This is a genomic window from uncultured Intestinimonas sp., from assembly GCF_944387725.1.
In the GTDB taxonomy this organism is placed as follows: domain Bacteria; phylum Bacillota; class Clostridia; order Oscillospirales; family Oscillospiraceae; genus Intestinimonas.
The window spans coordinates 1-24366 of record NZ_CALXGA010000003.1; the positions used below are offsets into that span (position 1 = coordinate 1).

The window sequence follows — 24366 nt, forward strand, 5'->3', positions numbered from 1 at the left end:
GGATTCCTGCGAAAAAATTGCTTGCCAGCGGCCCAAAATCCCTCGCTGCCGGACACATCGCCAATTTTCAAACAAGCTCTAAAAAACCGGGAGGCGTCCACAGAAGTCCGTTTGGTGGGACGTTAAAACGTGTAGGATGATGAGATAGAAGCGAGCCGGTCCTGCCGCGTGAGGGGCCGTGTACAAAGGAGAAATGAGCAGATGGCAACCAAAAAAACCGTGATTGAGAGCGCCGCACCGGCCTCAGACAAGAAAAAGGCCCTGGAGACCTGTATGGCCCAGATTGAGAAGACCTATGGCAAGGGCTCCATCATGCGCCTGGGGGAGAACACCGGCGTGGTGGTGGAGGCCATTCCCACCGGGTCCCTCTCCCTGGACCTGGCCCTGGGCATCGGCGGCGTTCCCCGGGGCCGTATCATTGAGATCTACGGGCCGGAGTCCTCCGGCAAGACCACACTGGCCCTCCACATCGTGGCCGAGGCCCAGAAGCGGGGGGGCGAGGTGGCCTTCATTGACGCGGAGCACGCTCTGGACCCCTCCTATGCCCAGGCCCTGGGGGTGGACATCGACTCCATGCTCATCGCCCAGCCGGACACCGGCGAGCAGGGCCTGGAGATCTGCGAGGCCCTGGTCCGCTCCGGGGCCATCGACGTGGTGGTGGTGGACTCGGTGGCCGCCCTGACCCCACGGGCCGAGATCGAGGGGGACATGGGGGACTCCCATGTGGGCCTGCTGGCCCGGCTGATGAGCCAGGCACTGCGGAAGCTGGCGGGATCCATCGCCAAGACAAACTGCATCGTCATCTTCATCAACCAGCTTCGGGAAAAGGTGGGGGTCATGTACGGCAATCCTGAGGTCACCACCGGAGGCCGGGCCCTGAAGTTCTACGCCTCCGTCCGCATGGACGTGCGGAAGGTGGAGACCATCAAAAACGGCAGTGAGTTGGTGGGCAACCACATCCGGGTGAAGGTGGTCAAGAATAAGGTGGCGCCGCCCTTTCGGCAGGCGGAGTTCGACATCATGTTCGGCCAGGGTATCGCCAAGACAGGAGAGCTCATTGACCTGGGGGTCCAGCTGGGGCTGGTGCAGAAGTCCGGATCCTGGTTTGCCCTGGGGGAGACCCGCATGGGCCAGGGCAAGGACGCCGCCAGGCAGTATCTGCTGGATAACCCGGAGGCCGCCGGGCAGCTGGAGGCCGATATCCGGGCCAACTCCTACAAGCTGCTGCCCGCCCAGCCCAAACCGGCGGCCAAGGCCGCCGGCAAGGCGGTGGACGTGTCTGCCGAGGACTTCGAGGATGCGGATCAGTAAGCTGACCCCTTCCCGGCGCGTCCGGGACCGCTGGACGGTCCAGATGGAGGACGGCAGCTTCCTCCAGGTGGGGAAAAACCAGATGGCAGACTTTGCCCTGTACGACGGCCGGGAGCTCACGGAGGAGGAGCTGGAGGCCCTGCGCCGGGCGGAGCGGCACGACCGCTTCCAGTCCTACGCCCTTCGGGTCCTGATGGACACGCCCATGTCCCGGCGGAAGCTGGTGGAGCATCTGCGCCGGCAGGAGTGCCCCGAGGAGGAGGCCCAGGCCATTGCCGGGAGAATGGTGGAGCTGGGGCTTCTGGACGAGGGGCGGTACGCCGCCGAGGTGGCCCGGCACTACGCCGCCCGGGGCTATGGTCCCCGGAGGGTCCGGGACGAGCTCTACCGCAGGGGGGTGCCCCGGGAGCACTGGGAGGACGCCCTCCGGGCAGTGGAGGACTGGCAGGAGGGTCTGGACGCCTTCCTGCAAAAGAAGCTCCGGGGCGCCGCCCCGGACCCCCAGGCCCTCAAGCGGGCCTCCGACGCCCTGGCCCGCAGGGGCTACAGCTGGGGCGAGATTCACGCCGCCCTGCGCCGCTGTGGCGCGGAGATTGAGGAGGAATAGACATGGATACGCTGGAATGCCTGCTGACCCGGCGAAGCGTCCGAATGTACAAGCCAGACCCCATTCCCCGGCAGGAGCTGGAGGAGATTCTGGCCGCCGCGGCCTGCGCCCCTTCGGCGGTGAACTTGCAGCCCTGGTACCTGGCGGCCATTTGCAGCCCGGATGGCATGGCGGCGTTCCGGGACACCATGCGCCAGGTGGCGGTGAAGACCCGGCCTGAGCTGGAGGAGCGCTTTCCCAACCACCCCCAGGTCATCCGGGAGACCGAGAGCTTCCTGGTGAGCCTGGGCGGGGCCCCGGCCTGTGTGCTGGTCTTCCTTCTAAAGGAGGACTATCCGGACCGGGACAACGTGCTCCAGAGCGCCTCCGCCGCTGTGGAGAACCTGCTGCTGGCGGCCTGGGCCAAGGGCATTGGCTCCTGCTGGATGACCGCCCCGGTGAGTGCCGGCTTTGGCCCCGTCCTCCGGGACCGCTTCGCCCCCGGCAAGGGGGAGCTGGTGGCCGCTGTGTCCCTGGGCTACCCGGACCAGACGCCCAGGATGCCCAAGCGCAAGACAGGCCGCTGCGTCTTTTTATAGGCCCGGCTTCGCCGGCCAAATTTGAAGGAAAAAGGAGTTATCCGATTGAAAGTCGCGTTTCTCTCCCTAGGCTGTGCCAAGAACCTGGTGAACACCGAGCAGATGATGGCTCTGTGCCGGGAGGCCGGTTATATCGTCACCGGGGAGCCTGAGGGGGCCGATGTGGCGGTGGTGAACACCTGCGGGTTCATTGATTCCGCCAAGAGTGAGGCCATTGACACCATTCTCTCCATCGCCCCCCTGAAGGAGGAGGGCAAACTTCAGAAGCTGCTGGTGGCGGGCTGCCTCTCCCAGCGCTACCAGGAGCAGATTCTGGAGGAGCTGCCCGAGGTGGACGGCATCCTGGGCACCGGCAGCTATACCGACATCGTGCCCGCCATCGAGGCGGTGCTGGAGGGGGACAGCCCCACCTACTTCGGGGACATTGACCATACCGTGGAGGACGGGGAGCGGCTGGTCTCCACGCCGCCCTACACCGCCTACCTCAAGATCGCAGAGGGCTGTGACAACCGCTGTGCCTACTGCGTCATTCCCACCCTCCGGGGCCGCTACCGCAGCCGGACCTTCGAGTCCCTGCTGGAGGAGGCCCGGGTTCTGGCGGACCGGGGCGTCCGGGAGCTTATCGTCATCGCCCAGGACATCACCCGCTACGGCGCCGACCTCTATGGCCGCCGGCGCCTGGGGGAGCTCCTGACGGAGCTGTGCCGGCTGCCCTTCCGCTGGATTCGCCTCCACTACCTCTATCCCGACGAGATTGACCAGGAGCTCATCGACGTCATCGCCCGGGAGCCCAAGATTGTCAAATACCTGGACATTCCCATCCAGCACCTGGACGACGGCATTTTGAAGGCCATGCACCGCCGAGGGGACAGCGCCCTGATTCAGAAGGTGGTGGCCGACCTCCGGGCGGCCATCCCGGACCTGGTGCTGCGGACCTCCATCATTGTGGGCTTTCCCGGGGAGGGAGAGGCCCAGTTTGAAAACCTCTGCCAGGCCCTTCCGCCGCTGAACTTCCAGCGGGCGGGCGTCTTCCCCTTCTCCTGTGAGGAGGGGACCCCCGCCGCCAGGATGCCGGATCCGGTTCCCGCCGAGGCGGCCCGGCACCGGGCCGAGCTCTTGGCGGAGCTCCAGTCCCGGGTTATGGATCGCTGGAACGAGAGCCGCCTGGGCGCCGTGATGGAGGTTCTCTGCGAGGGCTTTGACCCCGATGAGGGCTGCTGGGTGGGCCGGACTTACGCCGACTCCCCGGACATCGACGGCCACGTCTATTTCACCGCCGCCGGCACTGTCCCAGCGGGGAGCTTTGTCAACGTACGCATCACCGGCACGTCGGACGGCGACCTGACTGGGGAGATTGAGGAGTGACCGCCCATGAATACCGCCAATAAGCTCACCATGGCACGGGTGGTTATGATTCCCATTTTCCTCCTGGTGCTCTACCTGGTGATTCCGCCCTATCGGAACTACATCGCCCTGGCGATCTTCATCCTGGCCAGCATCACCGACTTCATCGACGGCTATGTGGCCCGGCACTACAACCAGATCACCGACTTCGGCAAGTTCATGGACCCCCTGGCCGACAAGCTGCTGGTGGTGTCGGCCATGCTGTGGTTCGTGGAGAGCGGCCGGATGCCAGCCTGGGCGGTGCTCCTTGTGGTGGCCCGGGAGTTTGCCGTCACCGGACTCCGGCTGGTGGCGGTGGACAACGGCCGGGTCATTGCCGCCGGCTGGTCCGGTAAGGTCAAGACGGCCACTACCATGGTGTGCATCTGCCTGATGCTCCTGCCCATCCCCCGGGAGGCAGACATAGTCTGTGTGGTCCTGATTGTGGCCACCACCCTCTACTCCGGGGTGGAGTACTTCGTCAAGAACCGGGACGTCCTCAACTGGAACAAGTGAGGGAAAGCGCGCTTCTGAGGGCCGGCTTCCAGGACCGGCGGCGGCGCGGATTTGCGCCGGTCCGGCTGGGAGGGCGAGGGAAAAACAGGCAAAGAAAGGTTTGACACCGCACACCCTTATCAGTATAATAGATGACGCTTCGGAGGAGGGGCCTGGGGACAAGGCCGCCTCCGACAGGACGGCGCAGGGGACGGGAAGCGCGGACCCTGAGCGGTTAAGGGCCGGGGAGGAGGATGCGGCATGAGGAAGCAGACGGAGATGACCTGGCTGCCCGCCCCGCGGCAAACCCCCAAAGAGAGAAAACAGCAGCAGCATACCGTACCGGGAGAACTCCCGGCCCGGTATGCTGCTGTGCGCGTCGGGACTGGCGCATAGATGCTGAATTGCCGAAGGGCAAAATGTAGAATGAAGGGGGCAGTTTTATGCCTTTTCAACTCCACCAGAGGCTGTATAACCGGCTTCGGAGTATGCAGAACCTGAACCCGGCCCGAATTGTGGTGATCTCCTTCGCCGCAGTCATCCTCACCGGAACTCTGCTCCTCATGCTTCCCATCGCCAGCAGGGACGGCCAGTCCACCGACTGGCTCACCTGTCTGTTCACCGCCACCTCCGCCACCTGTGTCACCGGCCTGATTCTGGTGGACACCTGGACCCATTGGACCCTCTTTGGGCAGATCGTCATTATCCTCATGATCCAGCTGGGCGGCCTGGGCTTTATGACCGTCATCACCCTGGCCTCCTTTGCCCTCCGGCGGCGGATCGGCCTGTCTGAGCGGCTGATTATGGTCTCAGCCCTGAACCTCAACGACATGGACGGCGTGGTCCGGGTGGTCCGCCACGCCCTGATGGGCACCTTCCTCTTTGAGGCCGTGGGGGCCCTGATCCTGGCCCCCTGCTTCATCCCCCAGTACGGGGCCCTAGGCGGCATCTGGCGGGGCATCTTTCACTCGATTTCCGCCTTCTGCAACGCGGGCTTCGACCTGCTGGGGAGCAATGGGGCCTTCACCAGCCTGCTCTCCTATAACGGCAACCCGGTGGTCCTGCTGACCATCATGTGCCTCATTATCGTCGGCGGCCTGGGCTTCTTTGTCTGGGAGGATCTCTTCCAAAATTGGCGGCGGCCCCGGGCCCTGTCCCTCTACACAAAGATGGTGATGCTGCTCACCGGGGCCCTGATTGTGGGGGGCGCCCTCTTCTTCCTGGCGGTGGAGTGGAACAACCCCGCCACCCTGGGGGAGATGCCCGTATGGAAGAAGGTCCTCAACGGCTTTTTCCAGTCTGTGACCCTCCGCACCGCCGGCTTTGACAGCATTGGGCAGGGGGGCCTCCGGGACAGCTCCCTGGCCATGTCCTGCATCCTGATGCTCATCGGCGGCTCCAGCGGCTCCACCGCCGGCGGCCTCAAGACCGCCACGGTGGGCATTCTCCTGCTGACCATCCGGGCCAGCCTGGCCGGACGGAGCGCGGTCACACTCCGGGGCCGCGCCATCTCCCAGAGCCGGGTGATGGACGCCATGACCCTCACCATGATCGTGCTGATCCTCTTCCTGGCCGGGTCCATGGTGATCTCGGTGGCGGACGGGGAGGCATTCCTGCCAGCGGCCTATGAGACGGCTTCTGCCATGGGGACGGTGGGGGTGACCACCGGCATCACGCCGGGCTTGAGCGGATTCTCCCATATCTTCCTGATCTGCATGATGTTCCTGGGCCGGGTGGGCATTATGTCCTTCTCTGTGGCCTTCCTGGCCCGGAGCCGGGCCGCCAAGCTCAAGTACCCTACAGTGGAATTCATGGTGGGCTGACCCGCCGAACCGACGGAAAAGGAGCGAAGAGAAATGAAAACCTACGTTGTCATCGGCCTGGGGCGCTTCGGCACCGCCGTGGCCACCGAGCTGTGCCGGCTGGGCCATGAGGTGTTGGCCATCGACGAATCGGAGGACCGCATCCAGAACATCGCCGACCAGGTGACCCACGCCGTGGCCGGGGACGCCCGGGACCCTGCCGTTCTGCGGGCCCTGGGGGTGCGGAATTACGACTGCGCCATTGTGGCCGCCGCCGACGATGTGGGCAGCAGCGCCCTGGTTACCATGAACCTCAAGGAGATGGGGGTCCAAAAGGTGATCTGCAAGGCCCAGAGCATGGTCCACTGGAAGGTCCTGGAGAAAATCGGGGCCGACATGGTGGTCTTCCCGGAGTATGAGATGGGGATGAAGCTGGCCCAGAACCTGTCCAGCTCCAACATCCTCAACTTTATCGAGCTCTCCGAGGACTACGGTATTGTGGAGCTGGCCGCCCCCAAGTCCTGGCAGGGCCACTCCATCCGGGATCTGAACGTCCGGGCCAAGTATAAGGTCAATATCATCGCCATCCGCCGGAACGGGGAGGACGCCGACCTCCAGCTGACCCCTGTCGCGGACTACGTCATCGCACCCGGGGACGTGGTGGTGACCCTGGGCCGTTACGAGGACATCGACCTGCTCCACGAGCTGTGAGCCGGACGCGCTTGACCGTGGGCGGGGAGGGAGAGAGACCCGTGGAGGTCATCACCAGCCGAAAAAATCCCCTGGCCCTCCAGATTCGCAGGCTGAGCGCCTCCAAGTCCGCCCGCCGGGAGGAGAGGCTGTTCCTCTGCGAGGGGCCCAAGCTCCTGGGGGAGGCCCTGGCCTGGGGGGCGGAGGTGGCCGCAGTGCTCTCCACCCCGGGCCACGCCCCGGAGACTGTGCCTGGGGCCCGGAGGGTGGAGGCGCCGGAGAACCTGCTGAAAAGCCTCTCCGCCACCGAGACCCCCCAGGGGGTTCTTTTCCTGTGCCGTCTGCCGGACCTCCGGCCGCCGGAGGAGCTGGCCGGGGGCCGCTACCTGGTGCTGGACGGGGTCCAGGACCCGGGCAACGTGGGGACCATCTGGCGCACCGCCGACGCCTTTGGGGCCGACGGGCTCGTTCTCCTGCCGGGCTGCGCCGACCCCTTTTCCCCCAAGACCGTCCGGGCCTCCATGGGGGCATGCTTCCGCCTCCCGGTGTGGGAGATGGAGCGGGAGGCCCTTTCCGCCGCTCTGGGCCGGGCGGGCGTGCCCCTCTACGCCGCCGCCCTCCGGGAGGATGCCGGAGACGTGCGCCGGATGGACCTCTCCCGCTGCGCCGTGGTCATCGGCAGCGAGGGGAGGGGGGTCTCTCCCGAGACCCTGGCCTTGTGCGGCGGGGCCCTGAAAATTCCCATGCGGGCCCGGTGCGAGTCCCTGAACGCCGCCGTGGCGGCGGCGGTGGTCCTCTGGGAGATGGCCCGGGGAAGCGAATAAAAGGGAGGGCGGGAGCTTGTGGCGACACTGAAATACTGGCTTTGGCTGAGCACCCGGAAAGGGCTGCGATCAGAGCACATCAACCGCCTGCTGGAGCACTTCGGCACCCCAGAGGCGGCCTATTTTGCCGACCCCGGCGAGTACGAACTTCTGGAGGAACTGCCCCAGGGGGCGGGGGAGGTCCTGCTGGACAAGGACCTGGCCAGGGCCGAGGCCATTCTGGCCGACTGCGATCGGCTGGGGGTGCGGATTCTCACCTGCGGGGACGCCGACTATCCAGACCGGCTGAAAAACATTTTTGACCCGCCCGCCGTCCTCTATGTGAAGGGGCGGCTCCCCGCCTTTGACGAGGAGCTGGCCATCTCGGTGGTGGGCAGCCGCAAGCCCTCGGAGTACGGCCGCCGGATGGCGGCCCGCCTCGGCCTGGGGCTGGCCCAGGGCGGCGCCCTGGTGGTCTCCGGCATTGCCCAGGGTCTGGACACCGAGGCACTGAAGGGCGCCCTCAAGGGCGGCGGCGCGGTGGTGTCGGTGCTGGGCTGCGGGGTGGACGTCCACTACCCCTGGCAGAACCGCCACCTCTACGATGACGTGGCCGCCGCCGGAGCCCTGATAAGCGAGTATCCCCCGGGCACCGAGCCAGAGGGTTGGCATTTCCCGGTGCGCAACCGCATCCTCAGCGGCCTGAGCCTGGGGGTGGTGGCGGTGGAGTGCACCCTGAGGAGCGGAACCATGTCCACGGTCAACCAGGCCCTGGACCAGGACCGGGATGTCTTCGCCGTGCCGGGCAACGCCGACACGCCCCTCAGTGAGGGGCCCAACCGCCTGATTCAGCAGGGGGCCAAGCTGGTGCTCAGCGCCCGGGACATCTTCCGGGAGTATGAGGGCCGCTTTCCCAGGGCGGCCCGGCGGGCGCGGACTCTGAGCCCCGAGGCGGAGGCCGCTCGGCTGGGGCGGCGTCCGGCGGCAAAAAAACAGGCGCCTCCCGAAAAAATCCCGGTTGACAAGAGGCCGGAACAGGCATATATTGACAAAAGCGCCCTCACCGACGATCAGGTGGATATCCTGCTGGCCCTGGAGGACAGGAGCCTCCTGGCCGAGGACCTCATCGAGGCCACCCGTCTCCCGGCCAAGCGGGTCCTCACAGCCCTGACCCTGCTCCAGGTGCAGGGTTATGTGGCGGAGCACCCCGGCAAGCGGTTCCAGGCCCTGGCGCGGCTTAGGATGGATTGACGCGCAAAACGGAGCCTCCCTCTACCCACGGCTTGGGGAGGGCTCCATTGGAGGTATATTGTGGCAAAGACAAATTTGGTAATCGTAGAGTCTCCGGCCAAGGCCAAGACCATTGGAAAATATCTGGGCCCCGGCTATGAGGTCAAGGCGTCCATGGGGCATGTCCGGGACCTGCCCAAGAGCAAGCTGGGGGTGGACGTGGAGCACGGCTTTACGCCGGACTACCAGCCCATCAAGGGGAAGGAGGAGGTCATCGCCGACCTGCGGAAGGCGGCCAAGGGCAGCGACAAGGTCTTCCTGGCCACCGACCCCGACCGGGAGGGGGAGGCCATCTCCTGGCACCTGAAGGAGCTTCTGAACATTCCGGATGACAAGACCTATCGGGTGACCTTCAACGAGATCACCAAGAAGGTGGTCAACGACGCCATTGCCGCCCCACGGGCCATCGACCAGGACCTGGTGGACGCCCAGCAGGCCCGGCGCATTCTGGACCGCATCGTGGGCTACCAGCTCTCTCCGCTGCTGTGGAAGAAGATCCGCCGGGGGCTCTCCGCCGGCCGGGTCCAGTCGGTGGCCACCCGGCTGGTGTGTGAGCGGGAGGCCGAGATCAAGGCTTTCCAGCCCCAGGAGTACTGGTCCCTGGATGTGGACCTCGCCCGCATCGCCCCCAATCAGGGGTATTTTACCGCCTCCTTCCACGGGCGGGAGAAAAAGGAGGAGCTCCACAGCGAGGCCGAGGTTCAGGCGGTGATAGACACTGTGAAGGCATCTCCCTTTACAGTGTCTGGCGTCAAGCGCCAGGACAAGACCCGCTCCCCGGCCCCTCCCTTTATCACCTCCACCCTCCAGCAGGAGGCCAGCCGGAAGCTGAACATGACCCCCCGGCGGACCATGGCGGTGGCCCAGCAGCTCTATGAGGGCGTGGACATCCAGGGGGAGGGCACTGTGGGCCTCATCACCTATATGCGGACCGACTCCCTGCGGCTGTCCGAGGAGGCCCTGGCGGCGGCCAGGGAGATGATTGTCAGCCGCTATGGCAAGGACTACTACCCGGAGAAGACCCGCCGCTTCAAGACCAAGAGCGGGGCCCAGGACGCCCACGAGGCCATCCGCCCATCCGATGTGCGTCTGACCCCGGAGGACATCAAAAAGGACCTGACCAGCGAGCAGTACCGGCTCTACAAGCTCATCTGGAGCCGGTTCCTGGCCTGCCAAATGGCCAACGCCGTCTTTGACAGCGTCTCCATCGAGGTGGCATCCGCCGGCTGCCGGTTCCGGGCCACCCACTCCGCCCTGAAGTTCGCCGGTTTTACCGCCGTCTATGTGGAGGGCAAGGACGAGGAGGACGAGGTGCGCCAGTCCCCTCTGCCCGACTTGAAAGAAGGGGAGGGCCTGGCCCTCACCGGCGTCAAGCCGGAGCAGCACTTCACCCAGCCCCCCAGCCGCTACACCGAGGCCAGCCTCATCAAGGCCCTGGAGGAGAAGGGCATCGGCCGTCCCTCCACCTACGCCCCCACCATCTCCACCATCCTGGACCGGGAGTATGTGGTGAAGGAGGGCAAGAACCTGCGCCCCACCCCCCTGGGGGAGGTGGTCACCGGCCTGATGAAGGACAAGTTTCCCGACATCGTGGATACCACCTTCACCGCCAAGATGGAGGAGCAGCTGGACGAGGTGGAGGAGGGCAAAGAGAACTGGCGGGACCTCCTCAACGGCTTTTACGGCGGCTTTGAGAAGGAGCTCCAGCAGGCCGAGCAGGACCTGGACGGGGAGCGCATCAAGGTCCCCGACGAGGTCTCCGACATCATCTGCCCCAAGTGCGGCCGGAACCTGGTCTACAAGTCCGGGCGGTTTGGGCGGTTTCTGGCCTGCCCCGGCTGGCCGGAGTGCGACCACACCCAGCCCATTGTGGTGGAGATGCCGGGCAAGTGCCCCAAGTGCGGGGGCAAAATCCTGAAAAAGACCTCCAAGCGGGGCTACGCCTACTACGGCTGTGAGAACAACACCAACAAGGACGAGTCCAAGCGCTGTGACTTCATGACCTGGGACGTGCCTGTAAAGGAGACCTGTCCCTCCTGCGGCTGGACTCTCTTTAAGAAGTCGGGCCGGGGCTTTAAGAAGCCCTTCTGCATCAATCCAGACTGCCCCAACTTCACCCCGGAGGAGAAGCGGGGCGGCTATCGGAAAAAGGCTAAAACCGAGGGGGAGGAGGCGGCTCCAGCGGAGGAGGCCAAGAAGCGGGCGGAGAAAAAGACCGCCGCCAAGACCGCCGCGGCCAAGAAGTCCCCGGGGACGAAGAAGACCGCCGCAGCCAAGAAGGCCACAGCGGCCAGGAAGCCGGCCGCCAAGGGCGCGGACGAGGCATGAGGAGAGGAAAACGACATGAAAATTTTGATGCTCAACGGAAGCCCCCGGGCCAACGGCAACACGGCGGCGGCTCTGCGGGAGATGGAGATGGTGTTTGCCGCCCAGGGGATCTCCACGGAGACCATGCAGGTGGGCCAGCGGGACATCCGGGGCTGCATCGCCTGCGGCCGGTGCGCCGAGCTGGACCGGTGCGTCTTTGACGATGTGGTCAACGAGATTGCCCCCAAGTTCGCCGCCTGCGACGGGCTGGTGGTGGGCAGCCCAGTCTATTACGCCTCGGCCAACGCCACCCTGGTGGCCCTCCTCACCCGGCTCTTTTACAGCACCCACTTTGACAAAACCATGAAGGTGGGGGCCTGCGTGGTGGCCGCCCGGCGGGGCGGGCTCTCGGCCGCCTTCGACGAGCTCAACAAGTTTTTCACCATCAGCGGGATGCCGGTGGCCTCCGGCCAGTACTGGAACAGCATCCACGGACGGGAGGCCGGGGAGGCCCTCCAGGACGCCGAGGGCCTCCAGACCATGCGGACCCTGGCCCGGAATATGTCCTTCCTGGTGAAGAGCATTGCCCTGGGCAGGGAGCAGTTCGGCCTGCCGGAGCAGGAGGCCCGCCAGTGGACCCACTTCATCCGCTGAGGCCCTGAGGGAGACGCCCATGGAACCGGTCATCGTCATCGGGGCGGGCCTGGCAGGCTGCGAGGCGGCCTGGCAGCTGGCCCGGCGGGGCATCCCGGTGGAGCTCCGGGAGATGAAGCCCCACAAAATGACCCCGGCCCACCACAGCCCCGATTTCGGGGAGCTGGTTTGCTCCAACTCTCTGCGGTCCGACCAGCTGGAGAACGCCGTGGGGCTCTTGAAGGAGGAGCTGCGCCGCTGCGGCTCCCTGATCCTCTCCTGCGCCGACGCCCACCGGGTGGAGGCCGGTGGCGCCCTGGCCGTGGACCGGCAGGGGTTCAGCCGGGCCGTCACGGAGCGGGTCAGGGCCCATCCCCTCATCACCGTGACAGAGGGGGAGGTCACCCGGATTCCGGGGGAGGGGGAGGTCATCGTGGCCTCCGGCCCCCTGACCGCCGACGCCCTGGCCGGAGCCATCCGGGAGCTGGTCCACGCCGACTATCTCAGCTTCTTTGACGCGGCGGCCCCCCTGGTGACCTTCGAGAGCCTGGACATGGACCGGGCCTGGTTCGCCTCCCGGTATGACAAGGGGACGGCGGACTACATCAACTGCGCCCTGGACCAGGAGGAGTACGCCGCCTTTTGGAAGGCCCTGACCACCGCCCAGGAGGCGGAGGTCCGCGGCTTTGAGGACCAGAAGGTCTTCGAGGGCTGTATGCCCGTGGAGGTCATGGCCCGGCGGGGGGTGGACACCCTGCGGTACGGGCCCCTGAAGCCCAAGGGCCTCCGGGACCCCCGGACAGGGGAGGAGCCCTACGCCGTGGTCCAGCTTCGCAAGGACAACGCCCAGGGCTCCATCTACAATCTGGTGGGCTTCCAGACCCATTTGAAGTGGCCGGAGCAGAGGCGGGTGTTCTCCCTGATTCCCGCCCTGGCCCACGCGGAGTTTGTCCGCTACGGGGTCATGCACCGGAACACCTACCTGGATTCCCCCCGGCTGCTGGACCGCTATTACCGGCTGAAGGCCCTTCCCCGGGTGAGCTTCGCCGGGCAGATCACCGGCGTGGAGGGCTATGTGGAGTCCACCGCCAGCGGCTTCGCGGCGGCGGTGGAGCTGGCCCGCCGCCTGCTGAGACAGCCCCCTGTGGACTTTCCTCAGGAGACCGCCCTGGGGGCCCTGGCCCTCTATGTCTCCAATGAGAGTGTGGAGCAGTTCCAGCCCATGAACATCAATTTCGGCATCCTCCCGCCCCTGGGCTATAAGGTCAAGGGCAAGCGGAACAAGAACGCCGAACTCTCCCGCCGGGCCCTGGAGGCCCTGGCGGAGCTGGAAATCTGAGGTGCGTCAGGCCCTAGGGCTTGTTTGAAAAATGTCAACATGCCCAATCAGCGGGTCTTTTGCCCCCTGGACGGCGCAATTTTTCCTTGAAATCCGCCAGGATTCCTGCGAAAAAATTGCTTGCCAGCGGCCCAAAATCCCTCGCTGCCGGACACATCGCCAATTTTCAAACAAGCCCTAAACCTCTTGAAGGAACAGCCGGACGGCAGCCAGAAACCCGCTTCGAGAACAGCATTTATTTTCCAGAATGGCCCGGCGGAAAACCAGTTCCCCCAGAGCTTCCTCCTGGTCCAGCCGGGACTGTAGGGCGCGAAACGCGCCTTCATAGCCCTCCATTTTGGAAAAGTTAATCTCTCCGGACTCCAAAGCCTGAAAGAATAGCAATTTTAGATAGTCCATCAGGGAAAGACCTCGCCTTCAGAGTTTATCTGAAAATATAATATCAGATTAAATCTGAAATATCAAGGGGGAAGCCATGTTTGATTATAAAATTTTTGGTTCCAGACTGGAGAAGCTGAGAAAGGAAAAGGGCATCAGTGCCACCGCTTTGGCAAAGGTGCTGGGGGTTTCCAGTACACAGATTGGTGATATGGAGAGGGGCAACTCCGCTACAACAATGCCCAGGCTGTATCATCTGTGTGTTTATTTCGGCGTCTCCGCCGACTATCTATTGGGCCTCAAGGACGAGGAAAACTGAGAGAAAAGAGGAACTGACATGAAGATCATCGTAGACGCCATGGGCGGCGACAACGCCCCCCAGAGCAACGTCCGGGGGGCCCTGGCCGCCGTCCGGGAGCAGGGGGTGGAGGTGATCCTGGTGGGACGGGGAGAGGAGATTCTCTGCTGTCTGAAGGAGGATGGCATGGAGACCCTCCCCGCTGGGCTGGAGATCGCCCACGCCGATCAGGTGGTGGAGATGTGCGACAACCCCGCCACCGCCTTCAAGGAGAAGAAGGACTCGTCCCTCACCGTGGGCCTCAACCTCCTCAGGGAGGGGAGGGGGGAGGCCTTCGTCTCCGCCGGCAGCACCGGGGCCCTGCTCTCCGCCGCCACGCTGATGATTAAGCGGGTCAAGGGCATTCGCCGGGCGGCCCTGGCCCCGGTGGTCCCCACGGGCAAGGGGGGGTCCATCCTCATCGATGCTGGCGCCACCGCCGAGTGCACCCCGGAATACCTGCTCCAGTTCGCCTACATGGGATCCTACTACGCCGAACGCATCTTAGGCCGCCCGGAGCCCCGGGTGGGGCTGCTGAACATCGGCGCCGAGCCCTCCAAGGGCACCGACCTCCAGCGGGAGGCCTACGACCTGCTGCAAAAGGCCGGAGAGGAGGGGCGCATCCACTTCACCGGCAACGTGGAGGCCCGGGAGGCCGTCTATGGGGAGGTGGATGTCATCGTGGCCGACGGCTACGCCGGCAACATCTTCCTCAAGACCATGGAGGGTGTGGGGGGTTTTTTGGCCCAGGAGCTCAAGGCCATGTTCAAAAAGAGCCTGGTGACCAAGCTGGGGGCCCTGTGCGTCAAGGACGGGCTGATGGGCTTCAAGAAGCGCATGGACCCCGGCGAGGTGGGGGGGACCGCCCTGCTGGGCATCTCCAAGCCTGTCATCAAGGCCCATGGCTCCTCCAACGACTACGCCATCAAAAACGCCATCCGGCAGGCCGCCGCCTTCGCCTCCTCCGGCATCATTGAGGACATTGTGGAGAACATCGACCATATGCGCCTGGAAAAACCCTCCGCTCAGCAGGAGGCATAAGGCATCGGTACGGCATGATCCGTTTGGGATCATGCCGTTTTCTCTTTCCAGGCAATCAAACCGGCTCATATGGTTCCCTCCGCGCTGGAGCAACTGGGTGTGGAGGTTTGAATATGCTTTGAAGGGTGCTGAGGGTCTGTTTGACCCTCCCCAATTCTAAGGGGACGGCTTTCAGATGGTTGGTCCGCATCCACGATACAGTCCTCCCGAACCACCCGGTCCCAGGAGAAGGAGAGCTCCGCCGCCTTCACAGGCTCCGGCCTCTCCAGCAGCCCCGCCAGGGCGGCCAGGAGGCCCAGCACCTCCTCCGGGGTCCGCCGCGCCCGGAGTTCCCCAAAGTCCAGGTCCCGCTCCCGTTTGGCCAGGCGGCGGCCGTCCCCGGCCAGCAGCAGAGGGACATGGGCGTAGACCGGGGCAGCGTACCCCAGCCGCTCCATCAGCCAGAGCTGCCGGGCGGCGGAATCCAGCAGGTCCCGACCCCGGACCACCCGGGTGACCCCCATGAGGGCGTCGTCCACAGTCACCGCCAGCTGATAGCCGTAGACGCCATCGGCCCGGCGGACCACAAAGTCCCCGCAGTCTCGGGACAGATCAAAGGACTGGGGCCCCTGGAGGAGGTCCTGGAAGGCGATCAACTGATGGGATACCGCCGCCTTCCAGGCCGGCGCCTTCACCAGCGTCCGCCGCTCCCGCTCCGCGTGGGAGAGCTTCCGGCAGGGACAGCGGCCCAGGTCCCGGACCTCTCCCGGATGAGGGGCCGAGGCGGCCAGCCGCTGGTGGCGGCTGCACCAGCAGGGATAGATATCCTCCTGGGCCTGGAGCCGCCGGAAGGCCGCCTCATAGAGGGCGGTCCGCTCCCTCTGGCAGTAGGGGCCGAGGGGCCCACCCACGCCATAGCCCTCATCCCAGTCCAGACCCAGCCACCGCAGGTCCTCCACCAGAAGGCCGGTCCAGGGCGGTCCGGTCCGGTCCGGGTCCAGGTCCTCCATCCGCAAAACCAAACCGGCCCCGGCAGAACGGGCATCCAGCCAGGAGAGCAGGAAGGAAAAGGCGTTCCCCAGGTGCATCCGCCCGCTGGGGCTGGGGGCAAAGCGGCCTTTATCCGGCATCATATCTCCCTCCTGTTCGCGCACGCCGGCGGACTCTGGCGCTCCATCCGGTCAGGGCTTGTTTGAAAATCATCAGCACGCCCAATTTGGGACAGTGTACCACACAAACCCAAAAGCGGCAACCCCCACATGCCTGTCTCACAAAATGTGCATCACATGGAGGCATGGTCTTTCCGGGCGCTTTTCCGTCTGCCATGCGCTGTTTCCGGCCATGAAGAGACCGTTTCCATTTTAAGTAAGAACAATTAGGCTAAGGGCTTGTTTAAAAACAGCAATGTGCCCAGCGGGGAGGGATTTTGTCCGCTGGCAAGCAATGAGACCGCAGGAATCCTGACGGATTTCAAGGGAGCATTGCGACGCCCAGCAAATAAAAGGCCCGCCGGTTGGGCATGTGGATGATTTTCAAACAAACCCTAGTGTTTCTCTGAAAAAGGTGTTATAATGGAAGCACACGCCAGGCATGGAGAGCGCTCAGGCTCAGCCATGACTGGAGACGCCCGAAAATACGATGGTTTGAAGGCCGCATATGGTCATTTTTTAAAAAGGAGCGGATAAAATGGATGCACTGTGCCCGAATTGTGGAAAACTGTTAAAGGGAAGTCCGATGGAAGAGTACATATGCCCTGTGTGCAAGGCCAGGCTCGAATTCCCGGATCACTTTTTGACGGCAAGATTGGTGGGGGGGCCGAAAGGTCAGCCGCAGTCAGGACAGGGCGGCGCGTATGAATTGGATTACGGCGCAGAGAACGACAGAGGGGGGTTCTTGTGGGGGCTTTTGGGCTTCCTGCTCCCGCCGCTGGGCCTGATCCTGTTCCTTGTGCGGCACAAGAAAAAGCCGAGAACGGCCGGAGCCTCGGGAAAGGGCGCCCTTGTAGCCATCATCCTATATGCCATAGCCATTGTCCTATATATTGTATTTCTGAGGGACTTTTTGAGCGGTTTGTAGAGCCTGTTGGAACCATGTCAGCATACCCAGCCGGCGAATCTTTTGTCCGCTGAACGGCGCGGCTTTTTCTTGGGACAGCGCCGCACATAGATGGTGCGCCGGATGCGCCGGCAGATGGTGTGAAAGGGGGGCGGAGAGCCCCCCTTTCGCGTACAGGCTGAAACTGGGCGCAGCATTGCTGCGCCCAGTTTGAAAATGGCTGCCGTCTTATTCCAGCACCGCGCCCCGGGCCGCGCTGGTGACCTGCTTGGCGTACCGGCGGAGGTAGCCCGTCTGGACCTTGGGCTCGGGGCAGACCCACCCGGCCTTCCGGGCGGCCAGGGTGTCCTCGTCCACCAGGAGCTCAATCTTACAGTTGGGGATGTCGATGGAGATGGTGTCCCCCTCCTTCACAAAGGCGATGGGCCCGCCCAGAGCGGCCTCCGGGGAGACATGGCCGATGGAGGCCCCCCGGGTGGCGCCGGAGAAGCGGCCGTCGGTGATGAGGGCCACCTCCTTGTCCAGGCCCATGCCGGCGATGGCCGAGGTGGGGTTGAGCATCTCCCGCATACCGGGCCCGCCCTTGGGGCCCTCGTAGCGGATGACCACCACGTCCCCGGCGGCAATCTTCCCCTGGTAGATGGCCTGAATGGCCTCCTCCTCGGAGTTGAAGACCCGGGCGGGGCCGGTGTGGACCATCATCTCCTCAGCCACGGCGGACTGCTTCACCACGCAGCCCTCAGGGGCCAGGGAGCCCTTGAGGACGGCGATGCCGCCGTAGGGAGAGTAAGGGTTCTCAATGGGCCGGATGATGTCGGGGTCCAGGTTCTCCACGCCCTCCAGGTTCTCGGCCAACGTCTTCCCGGTGACGGTGAGGCTGGAGGTGTCCAGCAGGCCCTTCCTGGTGAGCTCCTTCATGACGGCGTAGACGCCGCCGGCCCGGTCCAGGTCCTCGATGTAGGTGTCCCCGGCGGGGGCTAGGTGGCACAGGTTGGGGGTTTTGCGGCTGATCTCGTTGGCCGTGTCGAAGGAGAGCTCGATGCCGCACTCGTGGGCGATGGCGGGCAGGTGGAGCATGGAGTTGGTGGAGCAGCCCAGGGCCATGTCCAGGGCCTCGGCGTTGTGGAAGGCGGCCTGGGTCATGATGTCCCGGGGCTTGATGTCCCGCTTCACCAGCTCCATAATCTGCATCCCGGTGTGCTTGGCCAGCCGGAGCCGGGCCGACATCACGGCGGGGATGGTGCCGTTGCCCCGAAGGGCCATGCCGATGCCCTCGGTGAGGCAGTTCATGGAGTTGGCGGTATACATGCCGGAACAGGAGCCGCAGGTGGGGCAGGCGTTGTGCTCGTAGTCCTCCACCCCGGCCTCGTCCAGCTTGCCGGCCTTGTAGGCCCCCACGGCCTCAAACATGTGGCTCAGGCAGGAGCGGCGGCCGTCCCGGAGCCGGCCGGCCATCATGGGCCCGCCGGAGCAGAAGATGGTGGGGATGTTCAGCCGGGCGGCGGCCATCAGCAGTCCCGGCACGTTTTTGTCGCAGTTGGGGATCATCACCAGGCCGTCGAACTGGTGGGCCATGACCATGGCCTCGGTGGAGTCGGCGATGAGCTCCCGGGTCACCAGGGAGTATTTCATGCCGGTGTGGCCCATGGCGATGCCGTCGCACACGGCGATGGCCGGGAACTCGATGGGGGTGCCTCCCGCCATGCGGACGCCGGCTTTCACCGCCTCGGCGATTTTGTCCAGGTTCATATGGCCGGGGACGATCTCGTTCTGGGAGCAGACCACTCCGATGAGGGGCCGATCCAGCTCCTCCCTGGTGTAGCCCAGGGCATAGAAGAGGGAGCGGTTGGGGGCGCGCTCCACGCCCTTTGTCACATTGTCGCTTCGCACAGCGGGGTCCTCCTTTTTTCTGTATGTTGTCTGATAACTCTTGCAATGTATGACGATATATTATAGGATAGAGACAGCAATGTCAAGCGGCGGGGGGCGAATCGAATGGAAAAAAAGAGCCTGGCCCAGCAGACGGCGGAGCGGCTCTACAGCATCATTGCGGCAGAGGGGCGCTTCGCCCCGGGGGAGAAGCTGCCCAACGAGCTGGCGCTCTCCCGGGAGCTGGGGGTCAGCCGGGCCACCCTCCGGGAGGCAATCCGCACTCTGGCGGCCCAGGGGGCGCTGGAGGTCCGTCGGGGGAAGGGTACCTTTGTGGCCCGGGGGCCGGAGGCCCTGGACCCCTTCGGCTTTGGGGCACTGGACCGGATTCGGGTGCGGCTCCGGGACCTCTTTGAGCTGCGGAGCATCTTCGAGCCCCCGGCGGCCCGGCTGGCCTGCCGACGGGCCACCGAGGAGGAGCTCCGGGACATCCTGGCCAGGGGGGAGGAGGTGGAGCGGCGCATCCGGGCCGGGGAGGACCGCACCCAGGCCGACTGGGCGTTTCACACCGCCATTGTCCGGGGGGCCCACAACGAATTTTTCACCCGGCTGATGCCCATCATCCGCCAGGCGGTGGAGGCGGCCATTACCAGCGGCGGCCACGGCGCCGAGCTGGCGGAGGACACCCTCCGGGACCACGCCCTCCTCCTGGACTTCCTTCGGCGGCGGGACGGGGAGGGGGCGGAGCACGCCATGGCCGTTCACATGCTCCACAGCCTGGATGTCATGGGTCTGCGGGGATAGCGGTGCAAGGCCGCCGGACAGTCCCCGCGTCAGATGCGGGAGACTTGTCCGGCGGCCTTGCGCCGCAGGCTTTTACCAGAGGAGCCAGCCGCTGGGCTCCCTGGCCTCCAGGACTTCCAGGGCGCCGCAGAGCATGTCGGCGGCCTCGGCCCGGGTGAGGGTGTCGCTGAGGCCCAGGCTTCCGTCGGCGGCGGTCTGGAGGACCCCCACGGTCTCCAGATTCACCGCCGCCTGATAGGCCCAGGCGGGAGTGGCGTCCAGGTCTGGGAAGAGGGTGGTCACCGAGGCGTCGGTGACCTGGAGCATCCGGTCCAGGAGCACGCTGGCCTCGGCCTTGGTGATGGGCCGTTCTCCCTCAAAGACCACGCCGGCCTCGCTGACAGTGCCCTGGACCAGGCCGGACTTCAGGGCGGAGGAGACGTAGCCCTTGGCCCAGGTGGGAATGGCCGCGTCGTCGGCGAAGCCGGTGACGGTGACCCCCTCCAGGGCCTCCAGGCCCACGGTGTGCATGGCCAGGGCCACAAACTGGTCCCGGCTCACCAGCGCATTGGGCTGGAAGTAGTAGACACCCCCCACCTGTTCGCCGATGAGGATGCCCTCCTCCGCCAGGCGCAGGGCGGAGCGGTAGGCGCTCACGCCCTCCATGTCGGCGTAGGTGACGCTGGTGGCGGCCTTCTCGATCTTCACCTTCACAGTGGCGGGCTCGGAGGTGTTGCCCACGGCGTCCACCGCCACATAGGTGAAGGAGTCCTTGCCGGTCTTGTTCTCATAGGGGGTGTAGACGAACTGGGCCGAGCCGTCCTCAGAGAGGGTGACAGCCCCCCGGGCGGGCTTATCCACCAGCCGGAAGGTGAGGAGGTCCCCCTCCGGGTCCACGGCGGCGAACTGCCCGGTGACGGCCACGTTTTTATAGGTGGAAATCTCCAGGTTCTCCGCGATGGGGGTGCTGTTGGACGCGGTGAGCAGGTAGAGCCCCACCGCCACATCCTCCCCGGCGCTGCCGTCGGCGAAGACGGGGGTGAAGGTGAAGCGTGTGCTGGCCACGGTGGGGGCGGCGTTGGGATAGAACCGCAGGCCGGACACATCCCCCAGGGCCACCGCGTCTCCCACGGCCACATCCACGCCGTTCAGGGTGAGCACGCCGGCGTTGGAGTCCGGCAGAGAGGTGAGCACGATGGAGTCCAGGGCTGTCTCCCCGGACTCCACCAGAAAGTCAGCGGGGGAGAAGGAGAACACGTCGGCCACCGTGCCGTTTTTGGCGAAGGTGGCCACGGCGGGGGCCTCCGGATCCCCGGCGGTGAGCTGGGCCGAGGCGGGCAGGGCCATGGTCACGGCGAGGGCGGCCATCAGGGCCAGCAAGGCGGCCCGGCGCAGAGGGCGGGAGTGTTTCAAAAGTAAGACCTCCTTATCGACATCAACATGGGTCAGGCTGTGCTCTTATTCTTGACGCTCCGCGTGAGAATATTCCAATTTACTCAGAAATTTACGGCAAATCCATGGAGCGGGAGACAGGACCCTGCAGGAAATAGATAAAAGAGGGACCTCCCTCGGGGAGATTCCTGCCGTTTGCCACAAAAAGCGGAAAATGGTGCGATTTTCTCTTGACAGAGGGCCGGAAAGTGATTATACTTCAAGACAACAGTTGCGAACGAAGGCGTTCCACCCGGGCGGGCGGAGCGCCTTCTTTATTATCACCGCATGGCAGCCACAGCGATTTTGAGAAATCGAAAGGGGAAATCCGCAATGGCACACACCAAGGAAGACATCATCCGCAGAGTCAAGGAAGAGGACATCGAGTTTGTCCGCCTCCAGTTCACCGACATCTTCGGCCAGCTCAAAAACGTGGCCATCACCGCCTCCCAGATCGAAAAGGCGGTTGACAACAAGATCATGTTCGACGGCTCCTCTATCGAGGGCTTCGTCCGCATCGACGAGTCCGACCAGTACCTCTATCCCGACCTGAAATCCTTCCGGGTCTTTCCCTGGCGGCCCAGCCACGGCAAGGTGGCCCGGCTGATCTGCGACGTCCACAACCCCGACGGCAGCCCCTTTATGGGCGACCCCCGGTATGTGCTCAAGCGGGTGATTCAGAAGGCCAGGGATATGGGCTTCGACGCCTTCAACGTGGGCCTCGAGGCTGAGTTCTTCCTCTTCCAGACCGATGACGAGGGCAAGCCCACCACCAAGACCAACGACGAGGCCGGCTATTTCGATCTGGGCCCCCTGGACCACGGCGAGGGCACCCGCCGGGAGATCTGCCTGGCCCTGGAGCAGATGGGCTTTGAGATTGAGGCCAGCCACCATGAGGTGGCCGAGGGCCAGCACGAGATTGACTTTAAGTATGAGGAGGCCCTCCACACCGCCGACAACATCATGACCTTCAAGCTGGCGGTGAAGACCCTGGCCCAGAAGAACGGCCTCCACGCCACTTTCATGCCCAAGCCCATCTTCGGCATCAACGGCTCCGGGATGCACACCAACATGTCCCTCTTCCGGGACGGCAAGAACGTCTTCTACGATCCCAATGGGGAGAAGGGCCTGTCCAAGGATGCCTATAGCTTTATTGCCGGCCTGCTGGCCCATGTGAAGGGCTTCGCCGCCGTCACCAATCCCCTGGTCAACTCCTACAAGAGGCTGGTACCCGGCTATGAGGCCCCCTGTTACCTTGCCTGGTCCGCCTCCAACCGATCCGCCCTCATCCGCATCCCCGCCGCCCGGGGCCAGTCCACCCGGGTGGAGCTCCGCAGCCCCGACCCCTCCTGCAACCCCTATCTGGCTCTGGCGGTCTGCCTGGCCGCCGGCCTGGACGGCATTGAGAAGGGCATGGTCCCCCCGGCGGAGATCACCGAGAACATCTTCGCCATGGACCAGGCCACCCGGCAGGCCCACGGCATCGACAGCCTGCCCGGCTCCCTGGAGGAGGCCATTAAGGCCCTGGAGGCCGACCAGCTCATCCTGGACACCCTGGGCGATCACGTGGCCACCAACTTTATCGAGGGCAAGAAGAAGGAGTGGGATGAGTACCGCACCCGCGTGAGCTCCTGGGAGCGGGAGAAGTACATCATCAACTATTAAGCCCCCGCCCCTGTGGAATAGCGCCGGGCCCGCGCCGGCCCGGCAGAGAGGAGTGGAGGGAAGTTGAAGCTGGAGAGTGTCATTGTGGCCTTTGAGAGCGAAAAGAGCTGCGAGCGCATCCGGGAGATCCTGGAGAGCAGCGGCACCGCCGACTGCGTCATCTGCCGCTCCGCCGCCGAGGTCAAGCGGACCGTGAGCCACCAACGGATTACTACCGTGATCTGCGGCTTCAAGCTCCCGGACCAGACGGCCCAGGACCTCTTCGAGGACCTGCCCACCTCCTGCGCCATGCTGATGGTGGCGGTCCAGGGGCTTCTGGACCTGTGCCAGAACGAGGACATCTTCCGTCTGGCCTCGCCGGTGAGCCGGGGGGATCTCATCGCCTCAGTGCGGATGCTCATTCAGATCGGGCACCGGCTGGAGAAATTCGTCCGGCCCCAGCGGACCGAGGAGGAGCGGAGCATCATCCAGACGGCCAAGGAGCTCCTCATGGACCGGCATGGCATGACGGAGGAGCAGGCCCACCGTTTTTTGCAGAAAAAGAGTATGGATTCTGGAGCCAGGATGGTTCAAACCGCAAAGCTGGTATTGGGCGGTCAGTGAGAAGCATATAGTTCGTCAGACGATGATGTCTCACCCCGCCCCGGCGGCAGCCCAACCCAACACGGCTGCCGCCGTCCGCGTCCCCTGGGGCGGGCGGGGGCCCGTGAGACAGGCGGCGGGGAGGGCGAACTGCTTTGCGCTTTACAAAAATGCAGGGGCTGGGCAACGACTATGTGTATCTCGACTGCACCCAAAGAACGCCGGAGGACCTGCCGGGACTGGCCCGGCGGCTCTCCGACCGGCATTTCGGGGTGGGATCTGACGGGCTCATCTGCATCTGTCCGTCGGACCGGGCGGACTTCCGCATGGTCATGTTCAACGCTGACGGCTCCCAGGGGGAGATGTGCGGCAACGGCATCCGTTGTGTAGGGAAATTCCTTTACGATAAGGGCCTTACAGACCAGACCCACTTGACCATCGAGACCCCGGCGGGCCCCAGGGGCCTGGAGCTCCAGACCGAGGCGGGAAAAGTGGCCGCAGTCACCGTGGATATGGGCGCGCCCATCCTGGACCCGGCGCACATCCCGGTGGAGGACGCCGGCCGGGACTTCATCGCCCGGCCCATGGTGGTAGGAGGCCGGGCGTGGAAGGTCACCTGTCTCTCCATGGGCAACCCTCATGCCGTGGTCTTTGTCCCCGACGTGTCCCGTCTGCCGCTGGCTGAGCTGGGGCCCGCCTTTGAGGGCCACCCCAGCTTTCCCCAGCGAATCAATACGGAGTTTGTCCAGGTGGAGAACCAGAACACCCTCCGTATGCGGGTGTGGGAGCGGGGGAGCGGGGAGACCCTGGCCTGCGGCACCGGGGCCTGCGCCGCCTTGGCGGCGGCGGTCCTCAACGGCTATGCCGGTCCGGCGGCCGCCGTGGTGCTGCCGGGGGGCGTCCTCACCATCCGCTGGGACCGGGCGGACGGCCATATCTACCTGACGGGGCCGGCGGTGACCGTCTTCGAGGGCCAGTGGCCGGATTGACAGAAGCACAAAACAAGGA

23 protein-coding genes are annotated in these 24366 nt (G+C 64.8%); 19 read left to right on the forward strand and 4 right to left on the reverse strand.

Features of this window, described 5'->3' with window-relative positions; genetic code table 11:
- The first annotated feature begins 201 nt into the window (after positions 1–201).
- The 12 genes from recA to trmFO all read left to right on the forward strand — a co-directional run bounded on the left by recA (position 202) and on the right by trmFO (position 13238).
- Positions 202–1311 carry a recombinase RecA gene (recA, locus tag Q0K09_RS00785; protein WP_294471662.1) on the forward strand — a complete coding sequence of 370 codons (1110 nt, stop codon included), beginning with the start codon at positions 202–204 and terminating at the stop codon, positions 1309–1311.
- Positions 1298–1918 (forward strand): regulatory protein RecX, encoded by a 621-nt coding sequence (locus Q0K09_RS00790; RefSeq protein WP_294471665.1) that lies wholly within the window; start codon positions 1298–1300, stop codon positions 1916–1918. Before recA ends, Q0K09_RS00790 begins: the two co-directional genes overlap by 14 nt.
- Positions 1919–1920: 2 nt before the next feature.
- Positions 1921–2496, forward strand: coding sequence for a nitroreductase family protein (locus Q0K09_RS00795; RefSeq protein ID WP_294471670.1), 576 nt, complete (start codon positions 1921–1923; stop codon positions 2494–2496).
- A 45-nt stretch (positions 2497–2541) separates the two neighbouring features.
- Entirely contained in the window at positions 2542–3861 is a 1320-nt protein-coding gene (gene rimO / locus Q0K09_RS00800) for a 30S ribosomal protein S12 methylthiotransferase RimO (RefSeq protein WP_294471672.1), read from the forward strand.
- Positions 3862–3867: 6 nt separating this feature from the next.
- Positions 3868–4395, forward strand: coding sequence for a CDP-diacylglycerol--glycerol-3-phosphate 3-phosphatidyltransferase (gene pgsA, locus Q0K09_RS00805; RefSeq protein ID WP_294471675.1), 528 nt, complete (start codon positions 3868–3870; stop codon positions 4393–4395).
- 422 nt (positions 4396–4817) lie between these two features.
- Positions 4818–6197, forward strand: coding sequence for a potassium transporter TrkG (locus tag Q0K09_RS00810; RefSeq protein WP_294471679.1), 1380 nt, complete (start codon positions 4818–4820; stop codon positions 6195–6197).
- 33 nt (positions 6198–6230) lie between these two features.
- Complete coding sequence (locus Q0K09_RS00815) at positions 6231–6887, forward strand: TrkA family potassium uptake protein (protein ID WP_294471682.1); 657 nt, start codon at positions 6231–6233, stop codon at positions 6885–6887.
- A gap of 41 nt (positions 6888–6928) precedes the next feature.
- Positions 6929–7690: an RNA methyltransferase gene (locus Q0K09_RS00820; RefSeq protein WP_294471685.1), complete on the forward strand. Its 762-nt coding sequence runs from the start codon at positions 6929–6931 to the stop codon at positions 7688–7690.
- Between the two features lie 18 nt (positions 7691–7708).
- Complete coding sequence (gene dprA, locus Q0K09_RS00825) at positions 7709–8920, forward strand: DNA-processing protein DprA (RefSeq protein WP_294471687.1); 1212 nt, start codon at positions 7709–7711, stop codon at positions 8918–8920.
- Between the two features lie 60 nt (positions 8921–8980).
- Positions 8981–11287, forward strand: a complete 2307-nt coding sequence (topA, locus tag Q0K09_RS00830) for a type I DNA topoisomerase (protein WP_294471691.1) — start codon at positions 8981–8983, stop codon at positions 11285–11287.
- Positions 11288–11302: 15 nt separating this feature from the next.
- Positions 11303–11920: a flavodoxin family protein gene (locus tag Q0K09_RS00835; protein ID WP_294471693.1), complete on the forward strand. Its 618-nt coding sequence runs from the start codon at positions 11303–11305 to the stop codon at positions 11918–11920.
- A 19-nt stretch (positions 11921–11939) separates the two neighbouring features.
- Complete coding sequence (trmFO, locus tag Q0K09_RS00840; protein ID WP_294471697.1) at positions 11940–13238, forward strand: methylenetetrahydrofolate--tRNA-(uracil(54)-C(5))-methyltransferase (FADH(2)-oxidizing) TrmFO; 1299 nt, start codon at positions 11940–11942, stop codon at positions 13236–13238.
- 177 nt (positions 13239–13415) lie between these two features.
- Here the strand turns inward: trmFO and Q0K09_RS00845 are convergent, their stop codons facing one another.
- The gene (locus Q0K09_RS00845; RefSeq protein ID WP_294471700.1) at positions 13416–13637 is read right to left on the reverse strand and encodes a hypothetical protein; all 222 of its coding nucleotides are present in this window, start codon (positions 13635–13637) and stop codon (positions 13416–13418) included.
- 76 nt (positions 13638–13713) lie between these two features.
- Here Q0K09_RS00845 and Q0K09_RS00850 point away from each other — a divergent pair, with 76 nt between their 5' ends.
- Both Q0K09_RS00850 and plsX read left to right on the forward strand, forming a co-directional pair.
- Complete coding sequence (locus Q0K09_RS00850; protein WP_294471702.1) at positions 13714–13935, forward strand: helix-turn-helix transcriptional regulator; 222 nt, start codon at positions 13714–13716, stop codon at positions 13933–13935.
- Between the two features lie 18 nt (positions 13936–13953).
- The gene (plsX, locus tag Q0K09_RS00855) at positions 13954–14994 is read left to right on the forward strand and encodes a phosphate acyltransferase PlsX (RefSeq protein ID WP_294471704.1); all 1041 of its coding nucleotides are present in this window, start codon (positions 13954–13956) and stop codon (positions 14992–14994) included.
- A 65-nt stretch (positions 14995–15059) separates the two neighbouring features.
- On the opposite strand, the gene Q0K09_RS00860 is transcribed toward plsX, so the two are convergent.
- Entirely contained in the window at positions 15060–16103 is a 1044-nt protein-coding gene (locus Q0K09_RS00860) for a glutamate--tRNA ligase family protein (protein WP_365931075.1), read from the reverse strand.
- Between the two features lie 556 nt (positions 16104–16659).
- On the opposite strand from Q0K09_RS00860, the gene Q0K09_RS00865 reads away from it, so the two are divergent.
- Complete coding sequence (locus tag Q0K09_RS00865) at positions 16660–17049, forward strand: hypothetical protein (protein WP_294471707.1); 390 nt, start codon at positions 16660–16662, stop codon at positions 17047–17049.
- Positions 17050–17256: 207 nt separating this feature from the next.
- On the opposite strand, the gene ilvD is transcribed toward Q0K09_RS00865, so the two are convergent.
- Positions 17257–18918, reverse strand: a complete 1662-nt coding sequence (ilvD, locus tag Q0K09_RS00870; protein WP_294471708.1) for a dihydroxy-acid dehydratase — start codon at positions 18916–18918, stop codon at positions 17257–17259.
- A gap of 105 nt (positions 18919–19023) precedes the next feature.
- On the opposite strand from ilvD, the gene Q0K09_RS00875 reads away from it, so the two are divergent.
- On the forward strand, positions 19024–19701 hold the full coding sequence (locus tag Q0K09_RS00875; RefSeq protein ID WP_294471710.1) for a FadR/GntR family transcriptional regulator: 678 nt from the start codon (positions 19024–19026) through the stop codon (positions 19699–19701).
- A gap of 72 nt (positions 19702–19773) precedes the next feature.
- Here the strand turns inward: Q0K09_RS00875 and Q0K09_RS00880 are convergent, their stop codons facing one another.
- Positions 19774–21093, reverse strand: a complete 1320-nt coding sequence (locus tag Q0K09_RS00880; RefSeq protein WP_294471712.1) for an Ig-like domain-containing protein — start codon at positions 21091–21093, stop codon at positions 19774–19776.
- Between the two features lie 351 nt (positions 21094–21444).
- Here Q0K09_RS00880 and glnA point away from each other — a divergent pair, with 351 nt between their 5' ends.
- From glnA to dapF, 3 genes are all read left to right on the forward strand, one after another.
- Positions 21445–22776 (forward strand): type I glutamate--ammonia ligase, encoded by a 1332-nt coding sequence (glnA, locus tag Q0K09_RS00885; RefSeq protein ID WP_294471713.1) that lies wholly within the window; start codon positions 21445–21447, stop codon positions 22774–22776.
- 63 nt (positions 22777–22839) lie between these two features.
- On the forward strand, positions 22840–23379 hold the full coding sequence (locus Q0K09_RS00890) for an ANTAR domain-containing protein (protein ID WP_294471715.1): 540 nt from the start codon (positions 22840–22842) through the stop codon (positions 23377–23379).
- A gap of 134 nt (positions 23380–23513) precedes the next feature.
- Positions 23514–24347, forward strand: a complete 834-nt coding sequence (gene dapF / locus Q0K09_RS00895; protein ID WP_294471717.1) for a diaminopimelate epimerase — start codon at positions 23514–23516, stop codon at positions 24345–24347.
- Positions 24348–24366: the final 19 nt, after the last annotated feature.

Coding starts and splice junctions, on each gene's coding strand:
- glnA (WP_294471713.1), top strand. CDS start 21,445: ATGGCACACACCAAGGAAGACATCATCCGCAGAGTCAAGGAAGAGGAC.
- Q0K09_RS00790 (WP_294471665.1), top strand. CDS start 1,298: ATGCGGATCAGTAAGCTGACCCCTTCCCGGCGCGTCCGGGACCGCTGG.
- recA (WP_294471662.1), top strand. CDS start 202: ATGGCAACCAAAAAAACCGTGATTGAGAGCGCCGCACCGGCCTCAGAC.
- trmFO (WP_294471697.1), top strand. CDS start 11,940: ATGGAACCGGTCATCGTCATCGGGGCGGGCCTGGCAGGCTGCGAGGCG.
- Q0K09_RS00865 (WP_294471707.1), top strand. CDS start 16,660: ATGGATGCACTGTGCCCGAATTGTGGAAAACTGTTAAAGGGAAGTCCG.
- Q0K09_RS00845 (WP_294471700.1), bottom strand. CDS start 13,637: ATGGACTATCTAAAATTGCTATTCTTTCAGGCTTTGGAGTCCGGAGAG.
- Q0K09_RS00795 (WP_294471670.1), top strand. CDS start 1,921: ATGGATACGCTGGAATGCCTGCTGACCCGGCGAAGCGTCCGAATGTAC.
- Q0K09_RS00815 (WP_294471682.1), top strand. CDS start 6,231: ATGAAAACCTACGTTGTCATCGGCCTGGGGCGCTTCGGCACCGCCGTG.
- Q0K09_RS00810 (WP_294471679.1), top strand. CDS start 4,818: ATGCCTTTTCAACTCCACCAGAGGCTGTATAACCGGCTTCGGAGTATG.
- Q0K09_RS00860 (WP_365931075.1), bottom strand. CDS start 16,103: ATGCCGGATAAAGGCCGCTTTGCCCCCAGCCCCAGCGGGCGGATGCAC.
- Q0K09_RS00875 (WP_294471710.1), top strand. CDS start 19,024: ATGGAAAAAAAGAGCCTGGCCCAGCAGACGGCGGAGCGGCTCTACAGC.
- Q0K09_RS00850 (WP_294471702.1), top strand. CDS start 13,714: ATGTTTGATTATAAAATTTTTGGTTCCAGACTGGAGAAGCTGAGAAAG.
- pgsA (WP_294471675.1), top strand. CDS start 3,868: ATGAATACCGCCAATAAGCTCACCATGGCACGGGTGGTTATGATTCCC.
- Q0K09_RS00835 (WP_294471693.1), top strand. CDS start 11,303: ATGAAAATTTTGATGCTCAACGGAAGCCCCCGGGCCAACGGCAACACG.
- plsX (WP_294471704.1), top strand. CDS start 13,954: ATGAAGATCATCGTAGACGCCATGGGCGGCGACAACGCCCCCCAGAGC.